Consider the following 17,652-nt stretch of genomic DNA (forward strand, 5'->3'; position numbering starts at 1 on the left):
GTAGCGCTTCACTCCCGCCCGACTCAACCCAGCTCCACCGCGCAAACCGGACATTTCGTGCAGAAACCGGACGGCGCCATCTGCTCATTGACGTCGTTCGGCCACCCATTCGCCTTGAATTCATTCCGCGGGCAACTCCTCGCCCTGTCGCATGTCCGTTTTTGCTTAAGATTTTCAGATCTGAGATACTCTTCGAGCTGGTCGTTCAGTTGAATTTGCTGAAAAATTCCAATTCAAGCAGACTTCTCTAACCTGAAAAAACTCCTATGACATCAAACATCCTGAAGCAATCCGCCCTGTTCGCTCTCGCGGCATATTCTGCAACAACTCTGGCCGCCTCTCTTTTCACGGAAGATTTTCAGTCCGGTTACAATACCGGTAATTGGGTCGGGCAGCAGGGCTGGGTATTCGGTTCCCTCGAACATCCGGCCACGATCGAGGTGGAAAACGGAACCTTTTATGGAAGCAGTACGAGTGATAGCCGAACGATCAAGCAAGTCGACAACTTCGGGCTCACCACCAGCAGCGTTATTACCTTGATGTTTGATTTATATGTCGGAACGGGAACAACCTTTGCCGCGTTCGGAGTGAGCGGGTTTCAGCAAACCCCGGCCATGTTCGGCATTCAGGGGGGGAATTGGATGGTGCGCCCCTGGGGCTTTGGCACCACGGTTCCGGCCAGGCAGAACACCCCTCCGCCGACCACGATACAAGGAACGGAGGGCAGTTGGTATCGCGTCCAATCCGTGTGGGATCTTGCCGGCGAGGGAAGTGCAACCTTGGCTATCATGAATCTCACGGCCGGTGAAACTGAATTCACTCAGCTCTTTTTTGATACGGACCAGACAATCTCCAGCGTTTCGTTGGGGATTTCGGCTTCCGATCCGGTAACGGGATGGGACGGTGTCTATGTCCGGATTCAAAATGGAGGGGTCGACAATCTGAGCGTAATTCCGGAGCCGTCGACTTACGCTGCCGTCTTCGGGCTGCTGGCATTGGCGGGAGCGTGTTTGGTTCGCCGCCGTCGGCTCCTGGATGCCGCCAAATAATGAATGCCATTTATGTTCCACCCGGTGCCAGTGATTTCGCAATCAGAGCGAACCCGACCCGGTTTTCATCTAGCCTCGTCTGATAATAGAAAAAAATGACAAATTTCAGGTTACGCCTTGTTCGAAGCCCGGCGCGTCAAGTTTCAGGTTTCACACTGATTGAACTGCTCACGGTGATTGCGATCATCGGGATCCTGGCCGCGATTTTGATACCGGTTGTCGGGCGGGTCCGGCACGACGCCGCGAGGTCCTCGTGCGCATCCAATCTCAGGCAAGTCGGAACGGCCATCTACTTGTATGCGAATGACAATGACGGTCGTTTGCCCGGCCCGGCCTGGGCGGGAATCCCCTTCGACGTTCGGATGTTCACCTCGACTCCTTATACGGGCATGGGATATTATCTGGCGCCCTACTTGTTACAGGACCATATTGCGCCCGGGCAAATTGTTCGTCTGGAAGTCTTAATGAGTCCTTCCTACCGGTTGAATCCTCCGCCAGGGGTGGCGGAGGCTGATATTGATCGTCATTATGCCCGGACGCACGACAGTGTGATGCCATTCGGCCACCGGGAGGGATCCAGTGATGATAATATCAATGGACCCAGACGGATCGAAGAATTGTCGGCACTTTACAGCTTCAAGCCGTTGTCCCAGATTTGGGGGGTCCGGACCCAACATGACACTCCCCAAAATGGTCGAAACTATCTGTTTTTCGATGGGCATGTGGCCTTTTACCCACGCGGTCAGAATTTGAACAACGACCAGGCATGGTAGGATAGATCCTTCCTTCCGCTGGTTTTACCTGACACGCATCCTATGCCGCGCCATTTCGATTCGTTTTGCCGGAGAATGTGGAACCGGAGTGTTTTTATCGTTCCGATGCTGCTTCTTGGAACGCCCTTTGTGGAAGAGGTCGCTGGCGAGGGTGTTTTGACTGAAACTCCTGTCACCGTCCGCGGAGGAGCGTTTGGGGGCAGCGGTGTTGTAGCCGGGCCCATTCAGATTCTCGAGGGAGGTGCGCTTCTGGGAGGGGACGGAAGGGTCAACACTTTTTTGACGACGACCGGAAGTCTTGTTTTGGACAATGGAGCCGAGATTCGACTGGCCCTGGGCGCGGAAGAAACCAGCAGTTCAATTGTTCGTGCTGGACCTGGAACCTGGACTTTCGGAGAGGAGATTCGCTTCCGTTTCCAGGATTTCGATGCAACTCCCGGTTTATACCGTGACATCCTGACTGGCCTTGACGACGATCCAGGGGTTTCTCAATGGACGGTCCTGAATTCCGGCTGGGAGGGGGAATTTATTTATGACGATGGAAGTATTCACTTCAGACTCCTGGCTTTGGCTGCGGATACGGCCAAGACCTTCGCGCAGTGGCGAACTCAGCATTTTTTGAAAGAGGAACTGGACGATGACGAAATCAGCGGCCCCAAGGCCACTCCCGCCCGCGACGGAGTTCCCAATCTGATGAAATTCGCTTTGGGTCTCCTGCCCAAAGCCGCTGCTGACCGCTCCAGCTTGCCTGCGGTCGGTGTGGAAGGCGACTATCTTACCTTGAGCTATCGTCGTGCAAAAGATGCCAGCGGCGTGGAGATTGTGGTGAAGGTCTCGGACGACCTCATCAGTTGGACTTCAGGAATCGATGTCATGGAAGTGATTGATGAAGACGATCAAGGCGATGTGGACGTCGTCACTGTTCGCTTACTACCCGGAATCGCCGATGTCTCGCGGCTCTACGGTCGCCTTTTGATTCAACTTTCCGAGTAAGGCTGATACCGAGACCAACTCAAAGCTACGGCTTATCAGGAATGAACCCAATACAGACCAATTAGATGAAGAATGAAGTTATCCGAAATTTTTCGAACTTGATGTGCGTGACCGTTCTGTTTTGCGGCGCCACTTGTTTTGCGCAGACCACCTACACCTGGCAGACAGGCACGGGTGCATGGGAAAATCCCGCGAACTGGTCGCCGCCGGGTGTACCGGATATTGGCGATTCGATCATCACCAATCCCGGCGGTGCTGTCCGCATGAATATCGATTCATCGCTGACGCCCCGGATCTCGCTGGTCGATGCCGATTTCTCCACGGCTTCCGCAGACAACCAGATCTTCAATAATAGCGGGGGAGGTCATGTCGACCTGGAGATCACCGGCACGTTGCGGAAAGGCGGAAGTGACGACCGTTTGACGATCCGCGGCCATTCCGGCGGAACCATGAGCCTGACGATTAACAATATCGAGCTGACCAACGGGATACTGATTCTTGGGGCGGGAAATCAGCCGAACTTTCAGCTGACCGGTCTTGAGGTGTTGGGAACGGCGAATCTTGGAGGCACCCGTTTTCATATCGATACCGCAGACGGTGTCGGCGCTTATTTTAACCGTGTCAATTTGACGAACGGTATTCAGTTCCGGCTCAGTTCTAGTGGCGGCGGTGTGTCCAGGGAAGTGACAATCAATCACCTGAATGGGACCAGCGGAACCGAAATTGCCGGATCCGTCGTGAGCGATGCGAACCATTTGAATGTGACGACCTTGACTTTGAATCCGGATGCTGGTGTCAACACCTATGCCGGGGATCTGGTGGACGGGAGCGGAAACGGAGCCAAGGTCCTCCATTTAGTCAAGGACGGGGAAGGGGATCAGGTCCTGACGGGAACCGTGGCCCATACCGGGACAACCACCGTGATCAATGGCAACCTGTTGGTCAATACCCCGCCGGAGCCCGCCGCTACGATTACCTTTGGCGGAGTCGAATGGGCGGTGAACCCGCCCGGGACCGCGAGTTTGACCGGCGAAGGTCATTTGATCCTGGAGGCGGAACAATCGGCGGGAACCGTGACAGGGGCTCGTCTCCGGATAAATCCGCCCCCGGACTGGTGGCGGTATTCGGAGGATGGCGCATGGTTTGAGGTGACATTCCTGTATGACATCAACGACATGTTTTATGCGAGAGTTCTGAGTGGTGCGAACGGAGTTGATGCCTTTTATGGGATCAATTGGCCACTAAGTGTGGATCATCATTTTCACATAACAGAGGATGGGGCCCGCTATAGGCCGGGGCCCCGTTTCTTCCGGGAGAACGGATCCAGGCACACCATCGCGATGGAACGTTTGGCTGACGAAGTCCGCATCAACTATTATTTGAACGGAGCTTTGGTGGAACAAGGGCGGGGGCCGTCACAGAACATCGGAATTCTTGATTTGGCGACCCGCAAGCGAAGTGTCGACGGAGCCAGTGTCGGGGGGGCGATTACGTTGACGGACTTCAAGTGGGGGACGGGACGTTATCCCGGGATCGCCTATCTGGCTGGGGATGCGGTGATCTGGAATGGAGTCGATTGGAGTGTTTTGGCTGGCGCGGCGGGCTTCGATCCTGGCGGGAACCTCTTGCTTGATGGGGAAACATCGGAAGGTTCGAAGATTCAGGGGCGTTTCGATTCCGATTGGGCCGGATCAGGAGAAGATGTCTGGATCCAGGCAAAGTTCAAGTATACGGACGGCACGGATGCACGGGTCGGATTTGTTGATCGGATCTCCGGATGGCACCTCTTTTTGATTCAGGAGGAGATGGAGACATTTTACCTTCAGACGGACGGGTCGATTGTGGAGCTGGATGGGGCGGGCCAACCGCAGGCCGGAATCCTTTACACCCTCACCCTTAACGTTGATCCTGGCGAAGCAACGGTCAAATTGTATCTTGAAGGCGGATATGGATTGGGGAGGCTGCTGGTTTACGAAGGTCCTTACGATAATTTTGACATAACCAGCATCGACGCCGTATTCGAAGGCTGGCTCGCCGATGGTGCGTTGACAGGATCAGGAGTCGAGGTCCGGGATATCACCTGGGGGCAAGGATATCATCCGCCGGGAGAAGCAGTCCGTTATCGCAGGCAGATCCGTTTTCCCGACGTGGATAGCGATCCGCTGATGCCAAGCGGGGGTTCCGGAGAAACCTATTCCGTTCTCCGCGGGGACTTCCATCTTCATACGCTGCGTTCGGATGGAGATCTTTCTCCAGTCGACCGGGTCATGGAAGCATGGGAATACGGTTATGACGCTATTGCCATAACGGATCACCGGAATTTTTACGCCTATGACGAAGCCGTGGGCATTGCCGAAGCGTTTGGGATGGTTTTGCTCCGGGGAATGGAAACCGGATTGGGCGATCTCAACAACACGGATCGTGAACATGTCGTGGCGCTTGGTTTCGATTCCAGTTATGTTCCAACCGACGAACATCGATGGGCGCTCAATCGAGATATGCCGCAAGTTTATTACCAGGATCAGTTCAAGAAAATGGTGGATGATGCGGGAGGATTTGTGCTCTATGCGCATCCCAGTCGCGGAATGACGGATGAAATGCTGTGGGCCGCGAATGAAGGCTACCTCGAAGGAATTGAAGTCAGGAACGACAATGTTTCCGGTTTGGCGGGCCGGAGTTACACGGCCGCCTTTTGGGCTGCACTGAATCACAATCTGGCCTTTTTCGCCAATTGCGATGTGCATGGGATTAGATCCGAGTACAACCAGCCGATGTCGTCGACGCTGGTCTTTGTTCAGGACCGGTCGGAGGCCGGAGTCATGGCCGCGTTGCGTGATCGCCGAACCGTGGCGCACATCGGTCCCGATAACCTCTATTGGGGCAGGGAGGAATTGTTGGAAATGATGATCCTCAATTACGTGAACGTGCGGTTGTTGCCAATGGACGACGGTCAAAGCTCGATCCTTGTTGTAAAAAACCAGAGTCCGATGGAGCTTTTGATGACAAGGGACGGGGTTCAGGGGGAAGGAATGCTGCCGCTCGGCCCATATGAGGAAGTCGCGTTTCAGTTTTCCGGAAATCCGCCCGAGGAAATCGCCCTCGTCTGGAATAATCTTTGGATCGATCCGGATACCAATTTGCGAACGGTCCATGGGTTTTGAGTGCTGGACAGATTGACAATTTCCCGATGATTCCGAGCCATCCGCATATGAATTGCCGCAAGGCCAAGAGGCCGAAATGTCTGATTTATGATGGTCATTTCCGAAATTGAATAGAGTCTGAGGTGGTTGGAGTTGAATGGATTCGTGATGATGAAGAGGTCTCAAAACAACAAAATCAACAGACTCCACAATGATCACTACACGTATTCTAGCTGCATCGTGCCTTGCCCTCCTCACAGTATCTACGGTGTCGGGGGCAATTTACTCCGAAACTTTCCAGTCCGGTTACACGACCGGAGATTTGTCAGGTCAACAGAACTGGGCGCAAGGGTTTGGGGCAAGTCCCACGCCATCTGCGATCGTCGAGGAAAGCGGCGGCAATTATTTTGTTAGCAGTGAAAGTAATGGATATAGCATTAATGAAGTAGGTAACTTCGGTTTGACCAATACCGATGTTATAACTCTTACATTCGATTTATTTGTCGGACCGGGTTCAACTAATGTTGCCTTCGGGATCGGAATATACAATCAACTTCTCAGTAGTCATGGAACTCCAGCTATGTTTGGTGTGCAGGGCGGGAATTGGATTGTCCGCCAATACGAATTTGGATCTACCAGTCTCGTCAGACCTCCGGGCCCTGGCACCGGGACGGTTGCCGCCGCGGAGAACACCTGGTATCGCGTCCAGTCGGTTTGGGATTTGAGCGGGAATGGCACGGGCACCCTGGCTATCATGAATTTAACGGAAAACGAAACCGAGTTTACGACGTTGTATTTTGATGGAGCGCAGACTCAAACGACCGCATCGCTGGGACTGAACCATGTGAACAACACCGGGGTCAGCAATTGGAGTGGAGTTTATTTCAGGCTTCAGAATGGGTCGATCGACAATATATCGGTGATTCCCGAACCATCGACGTATGGACTGATGTTTGGTGGGCTGACACTGTTGGTTGCCTATTCCATTCGCCGCCGGATGCGTCCCTGAGCTGTTGGCTGATTTGCACAGGAATGCCGTTCCCTTTTGTGAAGGGATCGGCATTCTTCTTTTTCGCAAACTTGATTCCCCTCCATTCGCCGCGGAGATTCTCCCGGTGAGGTTCGTCGCAATTCTCCTGCGCCGAAACCGTCCGGAATTTGCATGAAATGACCGCAGGGGGGAAGTCAATAGGCTGGAGGCTTCGGTACGTTGCTTTCATGCTGTTGGCAATGAATTCGGTGCGCGAGAAGACGATCAAACCAAACCGGTTGCATTGGTGGCAGGAGTCCAAACTTGGGCTTTTCATTCATTGGGGGCTCTATTCGGCGACAGGTGGCCGGTGGAAGGGTTTGGAGGTGCCCTATATCTCGGAATGGTTGATGGAGCGGGCGAGAGTATCCAGGAAGGAATATGGCGCAATTGCGGATACCTTCGATCCGGCCGGTTTCGACGCGGACCGGTGGGTGGCGCTGGCCGCTGAGATGGGTGCCGGGCATATCGTGTTTACCGCCAAACATGCGGACGGTTTTTGCATGTTTCGATCGAAGGTTTCCGATTACAACGTGGTTGAGCGGACTCCTTGGGGGCGCGATCCCTTGGCCGAATTGGCTTCCGCGTGTCGCCGTCGCAAAATCAAGCTCGGGATTTATTATTCCCAGGAAATGGATTGGTATCATTCCGATGCCCCGGCCAATTATTGGGAAAATCCTCGTCGTGAGACGCACTATCAGAGATTTCTGGATACAATCGTCAAGCCACATCTGACTGAATTGCTGACAAATTACGGGCAGGTCGATCTTCTCTGGTTCGATGTTCCCAAGATTATTTCGGAACGGCAAAGCTCCGAATTGAGGAGCCACGTGGAGAAATTGCAGGGTGACTGTATTATCAATGGGCGGATTGGAAATGGTCTGGGGGATTATCAATGTTTTGGAGACAATGAACTGTCTGGACTTCCGATTTCGGACCCGTGGGAAACTTGCGGAACCACCAATCACAGCTGGGGGTTCAAGGCGTCGGACACGAATTGGAAATCGCCCAGGATGTTGCAGCGGATCTTTTCAACGATCCTTTCGCGGGGCGGTTGTTATCTGTTGAACGTCGGGCCTGACGATCAAGGCCGGATTCCACCGGCCGTGTCAAAGAGTTTGCGGAAGTTCGGCGAGTGGATACGAGTGAACGATCCGGCAATCCGGGGGAGTTCGGGAACTGATCCTTACTTGAATTTCCCCTGGGGGGTAACCACGGCCAAGCCGAAGCATTTCTATTTCTTCGACCATACGGAGGGTCGGGAGGAAGTCATCCGGATCCCGAACGTGACCGGGCCGGTGGAGGAATGCCGGTTGGTTCGGACCGGCGAACAATTACAGTGGAGACGGGTCCAAAGGGGGAAGGGGGCCGACTTAATTGAAGTCTATACTCCGCCATCGACAAACGGGGATGTCCGGGTGATCGACCTCCGGATGAGAGCGACCGGAACCACTCCCGGCCGTACGATTCAGGCGGACCCAGCGGGAAATGTGCTGTTCCCGGCTCACTTGGCGCGGATCCATGATCCAGAAGGGTCCGGATTGCGGGTCGGGGGCGGCGGAGTGGTTCAGAACTGGACGGATAGCGATGCGTTCTTGGAATGGACCTTCATTCCGGACTCGCCTGGTCCGTATCAAGTGGTGGCATTGGTGGGGGTGGACCGGGTCAATGGATTTGTTCCTGGATTCAACCTGGAGGTCACGATCAATGGTCACCGTCTCTGTGGTCCCTTGAGGGACGAGGGACGCATGGAAAATCTTTGGACTTCCAACCGGCAAGATGTTGTCTCCTTCCTCGGATCGGTCGAACTCCTGGGAGTCAAGGAGTCTCGAATCAGGGCTCGGATCGAAATCCCATCCCGGCATGAATGGGCGCGGAACGGCCTGGCGCTTCGGAGTCTTTGGCTCGTTGAGGAAGGGATGGTCGCCGAGTTACCGTTCCGGTTTCAACCGGCGCAGGAACCGCTGGCCGATGTGTTCCGCAATTTCCGGCGCGCGCTTGGTGTCGATGAAGCGCCGGCGCCGGTCGATTTGCCGGAAGAAGATGGGGGATGAGGCAGGGGGGCGGAATTTTGGGAAGTGACAATGAGTAGGATGACCGTTTTTCGATAGAAATAGCTCATTTGGAAAAGCCAATTCATTTGAAGCGGGTGTCCCGGGAAGTGACAATCGCTCTATGGTAAAAAAACTCCTTCTGCTTGCCTCATGGTCTATTTTCACGCTTTCGAATAGTCTCGGAGCGTCGTTGTACTCTGAAGACTTTCAGAGCGGTTACATTGTGAATGACCCGTTGGCCGGCCAGAACGGGTGGACCGTCGGATTCGGAGCCAGCCCGACACCGTCCGCCCTGGTCGGAAGTGAATCGGACACCCATTATATCTTCAGTTCTTTCAACGCTTACAGTATCAAGAATATCGGGCGTCTTGGGCTTACGGGGCGTTCTTCGATAACGTTGACGTTCGATCTGTATGTCAATGCGTCGGGACACGCCGCGGTCGGGGTGGGCCGGTTCCATCCCGAAGGTTCCGGAATGGGAACGCCTGCCCTGGTCGGAGTGCAGGGTGGAAACTGGATTGTTCGCGGCTTCGGCTTTGGAACCACGACGTTCGCTAGAACCCCCGGTGGGGTGGCGATGCAAGCGGTTCCCGGAAACTGGTATCGGGTCACGTCCACCTGGAATTTAAACGGTGAAGGAGCCGCCACCCTCGCCATTCGAAACCTGACGGCCGGGGAGACTGAATACACTCAATTGTACTTCAATACCCCTCAGACCATCGCGACCGCCTCTTTGGGACTCGGGAGCCCCAATAATCCCCAGCTGCCAAATTGGAACGGGGTCTTCGTTCGCACTCAAGATGGACGATTGGGGGCGATTGAAGTAAGTCTGGCAGAGTCGCCTCCGGAACCAGTCGGTTTCGAGGAAAGTTTTGACATCGGCTATTCGACCGGCCAACCGCTCAATGGTCAGCAAGGCTGGACGGTTGGTTTCGGGGGGAGTCCGACCCCCTCGGCCGGGGTCGGAACGGATGGAACCAACACCTACATTTTTAGCGCCGATAATTCGTACAGCATCAAAGATCTTGGGCTGTTGAACTTGAGCACCGACACGTCTCTTACCTTGACATTCGACTTATATATGGAGGCCGCCGGCGGAAATGCCGCATTTGGCGTGGGGAAGTTTAATCCGACGAGTTCCAGTATCGGAGTTCCGGCGGTGTTTGGCGTTCAGAACGGTAACTTTCTCGTGCGCGGCTGGAGCTTTTCGACCGTTTCCACCCTTGCTCGCCCTCCCGGAGGGGGGACCGTTACACCTGCTGTGGGCAACTGGTATCGGGTCAGGTCGACCTGGAATCTGAGCGGGAGCGGGCTCGCGACATTGGCGGTCAAAAATCTGACAGCCGGTGAGACGGAGTTTACCCAGCTCTTTTTTGATGTTGCCCAGACCGTTACCGAGGCATCCCTGGACCTCGGGGCTGCCAGTAATCCGGGGGTGATCAACTGGGATGGTGTTTTTGTTCGCACCCAAAACGCTCGCGTCGACAATCTCACTCTTGTGCCGGACGATGGTTGGGGTTTTCCCGGCGATTCCGAATTGCGGGTTTTCTGGACGGAAACCCGTCTGGGGGAAATTCAGTCCTCTCGCGGCGACGGATCCGGCCGGGAGTTCCTCATCGAAGGGCTCAATCGTCCAATCGGGATTCAATTGGATCAAGATAATGGATACGTGTATTGGGCGGAGGAAGGAATCTTGAATCAAAGCGGCGATGGGAAAATCATGCGGGCCAACCTCGATGGAAGCGGGGTCACAACACTGTACGCGTCAGTCGACGGCGATGTCGGCCTGGATATGCCTCAACACATCGTTCTCGATCCTGCCAACGGAATGATTTATTGGGCCGACCTGGAATCGGGAATCTACGCGGCTCCACTGGACGGATCCGGTCCCGTGGAAACGGTATTCTTCGCCGACTGGGAGAATTTCAGACCGATCGCTCTCGATGCGGCGAATCAACACCTTTTTTTCGGAAATCCGGAGAGCGGCAACGTCTGGAGGATAGATCTTGATCAGGGGGGGCTGGACGCGATCGGAACCGGACTTGCCGGTCACGACAACTTGAACGGACTGGCATTCGATCCTGCGACAGGGGAACTCTATCTCTCCGACGGCAACGCGATTCGGGTGTTTCAAACAGGTAACAGCAGTCTCAGTACGTTAGCGGATGGTTTGGGAACCGTGATGGGAATGACGCTTGGCCCCGATGCCGATGCCCTGGTCTTCCTGGAACGAGGCACGCGGCTTTTGAGTATGCTCAATTTGGATGGATCCAACCTTCACCCGCTGGTCCGGGAACTTGATTCACCGTCTGGCGTGGCGATCATTCGGCAGGTGCTGTCGGGATTCGAGCAGTGGCGTGCGGTCAAGTTCACTCCCGAGGAGTTGGAAGATATCAACATCAGTGGACCAGCGGCGGATCCAGCCGGGGATGGCATCGGCAATTTGTTGAAGTATCTGTTTGGTTTGGAGCCGAAAGAACCGGCGCGCGGTTCTCTGCCGAGCGGTGAGATCGTGGATGGGGAATTGCACTTGACCTATTTCCGTGATCCGGCCGCCACCGGAGTCGACGCGATCGTTGAAGTTTCCATTGATTTGATTGATTGGGATTCGGATTCGGCGCTGATGGATGTCACGGTGGACGACAGCGGAGAGTTGGAGGTTGTCACGGTGCGCCTCCTTGCCCCTGTTTCCGGGGAAGACCGCGCCTTTATGCGCATCCGTGTGGTAACCTCGGATTGAGCAACTTCAGGAGCCTGGACGCCTATCGCCGGGCGTCCAGAGCCGTCGGATCGGACGGAAAACGTTTGGAGGCAGTTAATGAACACCCGCCGAATCGGCGGGGGGAAGACTTGGACCGCGATATGAATCGTGCGCGGTTTTGTGTTCACAATACCGACGGCCGGCCTGAGAGATTTGCCGGCTGACGATCCTCCTTATCCTGATGGAAAGACGCAACAGATGGATTCCCATGGGCATTACGTCTTTCGATCGAGCGACGACCGTGGGCGGCCGCGGTCGAAGGAACGTGGCGTCATTCCGGTCCGGGAGTTCTAAATGGATCGGGAAAACTCGACCGGCGGCAGGATTCAATTGTTCTGGAACGTAGGGCGGGCCACCACATGGGGGCCAGTCTGCTCCTTCGACTTTATAAAGTCGGGGGGGAGGGGGACGGATGGTTCACCAGTTCCGAGGGAGCGCTCCTTCGCTCGGACGATCTATGCAGTATGGAGAAGCCGCTTGATCCCTCCGCGAGATGAATTTTGTCTGGAAGCTTCGCGACGGCGGGTTACCTCCATTTCTTCCATAATCATGGGGGCCAATCTCTCCGGGAACATCTCGACCGGCGGACTCTCCGTTATGTCGGCGGAAACCCAGTCCGGCTCTGCCGAAGGTGGGAAGCCGACTCCGCCGATGGGTGAACCCTGGAATGGTCGGAACCGGAAATCGCATTGTATGAGGACGATCCGCTGATCCGCGGAGTTGGAGGCTGTTAATTCGTATCCTTTAAACGGATACAATTGAAAGGACTTGCGTTTCTTCGATTTCGAAAGCGCTCGCCCTTCTTTTTGCCGATTTTAGAACCGAACCCTGACCCCGGCTGAGGTGGAACTTTTGGTCCACGAAGATTGGAACGAAATCGCCTCCCTGAACCTAATCTGGCCATCCGTGTCTGTATTCGTATAGATATGGCAGGAATGCCAAACCCTTTAGGCTGTTCCTTCTCCCCGTGTTCATGAAATATGGTTTAATGTTACCAGCTATGTATCTATCAAATCCCTTTCTCCTGGTCAGACAATTGGTCACTCGTCGAGTGCCTGCCGGTCTGCTACTTGCCTCTTTCGGAATTCTGGTGGTCGCTTGTGGAGACGTCGATTCATTTGAGGCATCGCAGGTTTTGGAACCTGCGGCACCTGTAGCGGACGGGAATGCCTACATTCAAGGCTCGCAGGATTCCCCTCCTCCAATCCGTTTGGGAGATGTCCTCATGCGTAGTCTGCGCCCTTGGCCGCGAGACGAGCAAGATGAACGAGACACCTTGGCGACGGCTAAGAAGTTTGGTGTCGATCGGATCCTTTGGATCTACGAGAACACCGCGGAGTTCAACGAGAGGGTCCGCGCCGAGGGGATTGGGATTGGAACCACGATGGCCCAAAACGGGCGCGAGCAATGGATCGACACCCTTTCCCGGCCGGATATCCTCGATTTTGTCGCGCGCTTCACAATCCGGAACATCGACGGAGAGCAGGTGATTCGCGCTCACCGGACTCATTTCGGCCCCGATCACAGGGTAACTCATTTTGAGCCGGACCAATCCGATCCGGAGTGGCTGGATTTCTACGTGGATTACGTTTCCGGACTCTATGAGACCGGCATTGATGCAATGCATCGGGACGATGCGGCCGGGACATTTTATGCTCCGCGTTCGGGGGGGACTTTTACCAATTCCGCGATGGCGTATTTCAGGCAGTATCTTTCGGAGAATCTGAGTGACCGGGAATTGATCGCATTGGGAATCGATGATCTGAATACATTCGATTTGCGGGGACATTTCAGGGCGGCCGGAGCTCCCGCGGATGATTCGCTGTGGCAATGGCGGGGAAGTCCGTTGATCGGTCATTATTCCGATGCCATGATGGCGGCGGACCGCGAGTTCTTCCTCAAGCTGAAGGAGCGGGTCGAGGAGAAGGTGGGACGGCGGATTCCATGGTCTCTCAATGCCACCGGACCGGTCCGGGATTTTGAGGCCGCCTTCGATTTCCGGATTGGCGAGTACCAGTCCCACCACAATCAGCCGCAGACACTCTTCATTATGAGCCAGTATGCTCAAAGAAACGGGATGAAGCAGGCCTGGATCTCCATGGTCGACGGAAATTACGCCAATTTGCCGGAGTTTACCTCGGATCTGCGCCGGAACATTGCCACCGCTTACGCAATGGGGACGATTCCGCTGGTCCCCTGGTGCATGTATATGCATCAGGCTCCTCGTTATTATGGCACTGTGGAAAATTATGGTGACCTCTTTCACTTTGTTTCGGCGAACCGCGAATTCTTCGACGAACATCAGTTGTATGGTGCGGCCGGTTTGGATACGCTGGCCAACCTGTATTCGTGGCTGCCGAATAAGGAGCTCGTTTACGATGGGAATCAACCGGGAGCGCGGGTCTGGCTTGGGGGGGCGAATTATTTCGCACTCACGCGCAAGAGTGAAGAGATCGAAGACCGGGCGGTGATTCATCTCATTGATTGGAATCCTCAACCCGAGGCCATGGAGGTCACCTTTAGCCCGTTTGGCATGGTCGGAACGCATTCGGCCAGGGTGACTCTTCTACGGCCCGGCGCGGATCCGATCGTGTTCGACGACTACGTTGGAGAAACGTTTAAGGTTCCGGCTTTGGCCCCATGGGGGATATTGGTTGTTGAAGCGAGCGACGGCTTGAATGGATCGATCCCGGCGCCATCGCTGAAGTCCCCTTTGCGGGCGGTTGTCCCTGCGGGGACATCCATTGACTTCCACGATCTCCCGGAAGGTCAGAGGGTGGAGGCACGGTTCCTTCCGGCCGTCGAGAGAAACGGGTCTGATATTCAATGGAGTTCTACTTTGGGGGAGACCGCGATTTTTCGCCAGGGAGTTTTAGAGGCGGTCACGGTGGAAACGGGCACCGCCCGTCGTTCGGCTCCGGTGCGGATTCCTTTCAGTGTATTCGAGGACCTGTCGGTTCCGGATCCCGCGACTATGGGGAGGAGGAGCGCTGTTGATCTGAGCGAACAATTCACTGCGATCTCAGGCGAAATCAAGGTGAATGGGTCTTTTCACACTGATGAGATGCAGTTGATGGGCCGGGTCGTTGAGCGTGGATTCTCGACGCAAGGGAACGCCCACCTTCGAGCGGATGTAGAAGAGAATTGGACCCATTTCGCGGTTGAGGTGGGAATCGATGATTTCGAAAGCCGTCGTCCGGCGGGCCGGTTTCAGGTTCGTTTCGACAATCGCCTGGCCTATGAGACACCAATTATCAATCCTTCCAAACTCGTTCTCGATGACGAAGCGCGCCGGGTATTCCGGATTGCGGTGGAGATTCCGGAAGGAGTCCGGACAATTCAATTACGAGCCGTGCCGGGCGGATTTTTTCCGGCGCAGAATACGTTCATCTGGGCCGAACCGCGTGCATATACCCGCTGAATGGACGATTCTTTTTACAGTATGAAGATTTTTTTTTCGCCCTTTCGTTCGTTTGGAGGCTTGGTGGGCCGACTCAAACGAAGCCGTTTTTGGATCGTTCCGTTGTTCGCGGTTCTTTGTCCTGTGCCCGGAGAAGCTGACTCGACTTTAAGCGAAGATCAGGCTGGAGCGTCTAAGGCCATGGATTCATCGGTTGAAATCCGTTATGGAGACGTGTTGATGCGGAGCCTGTTCATTTGGCCAGGTAATGACGGAGACCGGCACGACACACTGGCGACCGCGAAGGCCTTCAAGGTTGACCGGGTTCTTTGGGTTTACGAAAACACGGCCGAGCAGAATCTTCGTTTTCAGGCGGAAAACATCGGTATAGGGACGACGATGAGTCATAACGCCCGGGAAGTCTGGATTGATCGGCTTTCCAACGACGAGGCGAAAGAATTTGTACAACAATACACGATCACTAATCTCGATGGAGATCAGGTGATTTTGGAGCATTTTAAAAATTTCGCCAACCATTTGATCGCGTTTTTTCAACCTGATCAGACCAATGAAGAGTGGAAGAAATACTATACCGATTACGTAGTGTCTTTGTACGAAACCGGGATTGATGCCTTGCATCGTGACGATCAGGCGACATGTGGCTGGGCGCCCCGGTCTGGCGGTACTTTTACTGATTCGGCGGTAGAGTATTTCCGGCGTTACCTGGAGGAGCGGTTCACGACTTCCCAGCTGGCGGACCTTGGCGTGGACGACATTGAAACCTTCAATGTGAGGGAGTTCTTTATAGCTCTCGGTGCTCCTCGGGACGGACGGCTCTGGGAATGGCAGGGAAGCCCCCTCATGTCACATTTCAGGCGGGCCATGACCATTGCGGACCGTGATTTTTTCGTTGATCTAAGGCAAGCCGTTGAGGAGCGAACGGGACGGAGGATTCCGTGGTCGTCGAATCAGGATGGTCCGATTTTGCCGCTCGAGGAAGCGTTCGACTTCCGCGTCACCGAATACCAATTACATCACAATCAGCCCCAAACCGCGCTTGCCCTATCCGCGTATCCCCGAGAGGCGGGTATGATGCAAGCTTTAATTTCAGTCGTCGATTCCCAATGGACCCAGCATCCGGAGCAATTCGTGGCCGATACCCGGCGGCACATTGGGACCGCTTATGCAGTCGGAATGATTCCGTTGGTTCCATGGTGCATGTATATGCATCAGGAACCGAGGTACTACGGGACGCCGGAGGATTTCGGAGACCTTTATCATTTTGTTTCGGAGAACCGGCATCTTTTTGATGAGCACGAACTGGTAAGTGTGTCGGGCATCGACACCAACGAAGCCATGCAACGACGGACCGCTCGGGGAATGTCGCTTTACACCTGGCTGCCCAACAAGGAACTGATTTTCGAGGAAGGAGATCCCACGGCCCGAATCTGGATCAATCGTGAAAATCTCTTCGCCTTCCTTCGCAAGAACGCGAATACGAAAAGTTCGGTGATCCATTTGGTCGATTGGAGCGAGACACCTTCCCGGTTTGAATTGGCTTTCTGCCCGAATCAAGTGGTGGGATCCACCGCGGCCAGGCTTACATTGTTGCGTCCTGGGGCGGGACCGGTGGTGCTGGCTGAAAATTATCTCGGCGAAACGATCCGCTTGCCGGCCTTGGCCCCTTGGGGAATTGTCCAGGTGGAAGCGGCCGATGGCGTGAAGGATCTGGTAGCGGTGCCGAGGATAAAGTCTCCATCGCGGATGGTTGTCCCGGAAGGCGTTTCTGCGGACTTCGGTGAGCCTTCCGGGAAGACAACAGTCATGGCTCGATTTCTTCCCGGGGAACGGGTGGGGGAGGTGCCGTTTATGTCCATTCATGAAGCGGGATTCCCCAGGATCACGAGTGATGGACGAATTGAAGCGTTTGCTGTCGACCGGGAAAGCGGAGCTCGATCGGCCGTTTTAGGGGTGGAGTTCAGGACTTTTCGGGATCATACGATCAACGGCGTTCCGTCTGGTAATGCCACGGATCTGTCGTCACGATTTTCTATTGTGTCGGGTGATATGAGGCCGAATGCTTCGTTCTTGACCGGGTCGCTGGCATTGATGGGTGAGGAAGTCGGGCGGGGAATCTCGACCAAGGGAGACGCCACGATCAGTGCGACGCTTGATCCCGCGTGGAAATATTTTAGCGTTCGTGCAGGATTGGATGACGCTGAAGATCGTCGTCCGTCGACCCGGCTGCAGGTTTTGTTTGACGATCAACTCGCTTATGAAACCCCAATTATCAATCCGTCGAAGCTGATGCTGGCCGATGGGGTGCGACGACGGTTTGATATTGATTTGAAGATTCCTGAAGGCGCTCAAACCGTCCAATTGCGGGCGGTAAACACCGGTTTCTTTCGGGATCATAATCACGTGATTTGGGCTGATCCGACGGCGTTTTGAC

Annotated in this window: 9 protein-coding genes; all 9 read left to right on the forward strand. The window is 54.8% G+C overall.

The window, feature by feature from the left end; genetic code table 11:
• Positions 1-266 precede the first annotated feature (266 nt).
• The 9 genes from ACWUI2_RS07560 to ACWUI2_RS07600 all read left to right on the forward strand — a co-directional run bounded on the left by ACWUI2_RS07560 (position 267) and on the right by ACWUI2_RS07600 (position 17,651).
• Positions 267-1,049, forward strand: a complete 783-nt coding sequence (locus ACWUI2_RS07560; RefSeq protein WP_486982247.1) for a PEP-CTERM sorting domain-containing protein — start codon at positions 267-269, stop codon at positions 1,047-1,049.
• Positions 1,050-1,144: 95 nt separating this feature from the next.
• Positions 1,145-1,822, forward strand: coding sequence for a type II secretion system protein (locus tag ACWUI2_RS07565; RefSeq protein WP_486982248.1), 678 nt, complete (start codon positions 1,145-1,147; stop codon positions 1,820-1,822).
• 42 nt (positions 1,823-1,864) lie between these two features.
• Positions 1,865-2,815: a hypothetical protein gene (locus ACWUI2_RS07570; RefSeq protein ID WP_486982249.1), complete on the forward strand. Its 951-nt coding sequence runs from the start codon at positions 1,865-1,867 to the stop codon at positions 2,813-2,815.
• Between the two features lie 65 nt (positions 2,816-2,880).
• Positions 2,881-5,976: a PHP domain-containing protein gene (locus ACWUI2_RS07575; RefSeq protein WP_486982250.1), complete on the forward strand. Its 3,096-nt coding sequence runs from the start codon at positions 2,881-2,883 to the stop codon at positions 5,974-5,976.
• A 190-nt stretch (positions 5,977-6,166) separates the two neighbouring features.
• On the forward strand, positions 6,167-6,964 hold the full coding sequence (locus ACWUI2_RS07580; protein ID WP_486982251.1) for a PEP-CTERM sorting domain-containing protein: 798 nt from the start codon (positions 6,167-6,169) through the stop codon (positions 6,962-6,964).
• A gap of 209 nt (positions 6,965-7,173) precedes the next feature.
• Positions 7,174-9,039 (forward strand): alpha-L-fucosidase, encoded by a 1,866-nt coding sequence (locus ACWUI2_RS07585; protein ID WP_486982252.1) that lies wholly within the window; start codon positions 7,174-7,176, stop codon positions 9,037-9,039.
• 223 nt (positions 9,040-9,262) lie between these two features.
• Positions 9,263-11,779 carry an NHL repeat-containing protein gene (locus ACWUI2_RS07590; RefSeq protein WP_486982253.1) on the forward strand — a complete coding sequence of 839 codons (2,517 nt, stop codon included), beginning with the start codon at positions 9,263-9,265 and terminating at the stop codon, positions 11,777-11,779.
• A gap of 1,246 nt (positions 11,780-13,025) precedes the next feature.
• On the forward strand, positions 13,026-15,221 hold the full coding sequence (locus tag ACWUI2_RS07595) for an NPCBM/NEW2 domain-containing protein (protein ID WP_486982254.1): 2,196 nt from the start codon (positions 13,026-13,028) through the stop codon (positions 15,219-15,221).
• Between the two features lie 180 nt (positions 15,222-15,401).
• On the forward strand, positions 15,402-17,651 hold the full coding sequence (locus ACWUI2_RS07600; protein WP_486982255.1) for an NPCBM/NEW2 domain-containing protein: 2,250 nt from the start codon (positions 15,402-15,404) through the stop codon (positions 17,649-17,651).
• Position 17,652: the final 1 nt, after the last annotated feature.

Source organism: Verruconatronum alginivorum, assembly GCF_056590205.1.

Excerpts from the sequence above, each read along its gene's own strand:
- ACWUI2_RS07585 (WP_486982252.1), top strand. The coding sequence starts at position 7,174 with ATGCTGTTGGCAATGAATTCGGTGCGCGAGAAGACGATCAAACCAAAC.
- ACWUI2_RS07570 (WP_486982249.1), top strand. The coding sequence starts at position 1,865 with ATGCCGCGCCATTTCGATTCGTTTTGCCGGAGAATGTGGAACCGGAGT.
- ACWUI2_RS07595 (WP_486982254.1), top strand. The coding sequence starts at position 13,026 with ATGCGTAGTCTGCGCCCTTGGCCGCGAGACGAGCAAGATGAACGAGAC.
- ACWUI2_RS07580 (WP_486982251.1), top strand. The coding sequence starts at position 6,167 with ATGATCACTACACGTATTCTAGCTGCATCGTGCCTTGCCCTCCTCACA.
- ACWUI2_RS07565 (WP_486982248.1), top strand. The coding sequence starts at position 1,145 with ATGACAAATTTCAGGTTACGCCTTGTTCGAAGCCCGGCGCGTCAAGTT.
- ACWUI2_RS07600 (WP_486982255.1), top strand. The coding sequence starts at position 15,402 with ATGGATTCATCGGTTGAAATCCGTTATGGAGACGTGTTGATGCGGAGC.
- ACWUI2_RS07560 (WP_486982247.1), top strand. The coding sequence starts at position 267 with ATGACATCAAACATCCTGAAGCAATCCGCCCTGTTCGCTCTCGCGGCA.
- ACWUI2_RS07575 (WP_486982250.1), top strand. The coding sequence starts at position 2,881 with ATGAAGAATGAAGTTATCCGAAATTTTTCGAACTTGATGTGCGTGACC.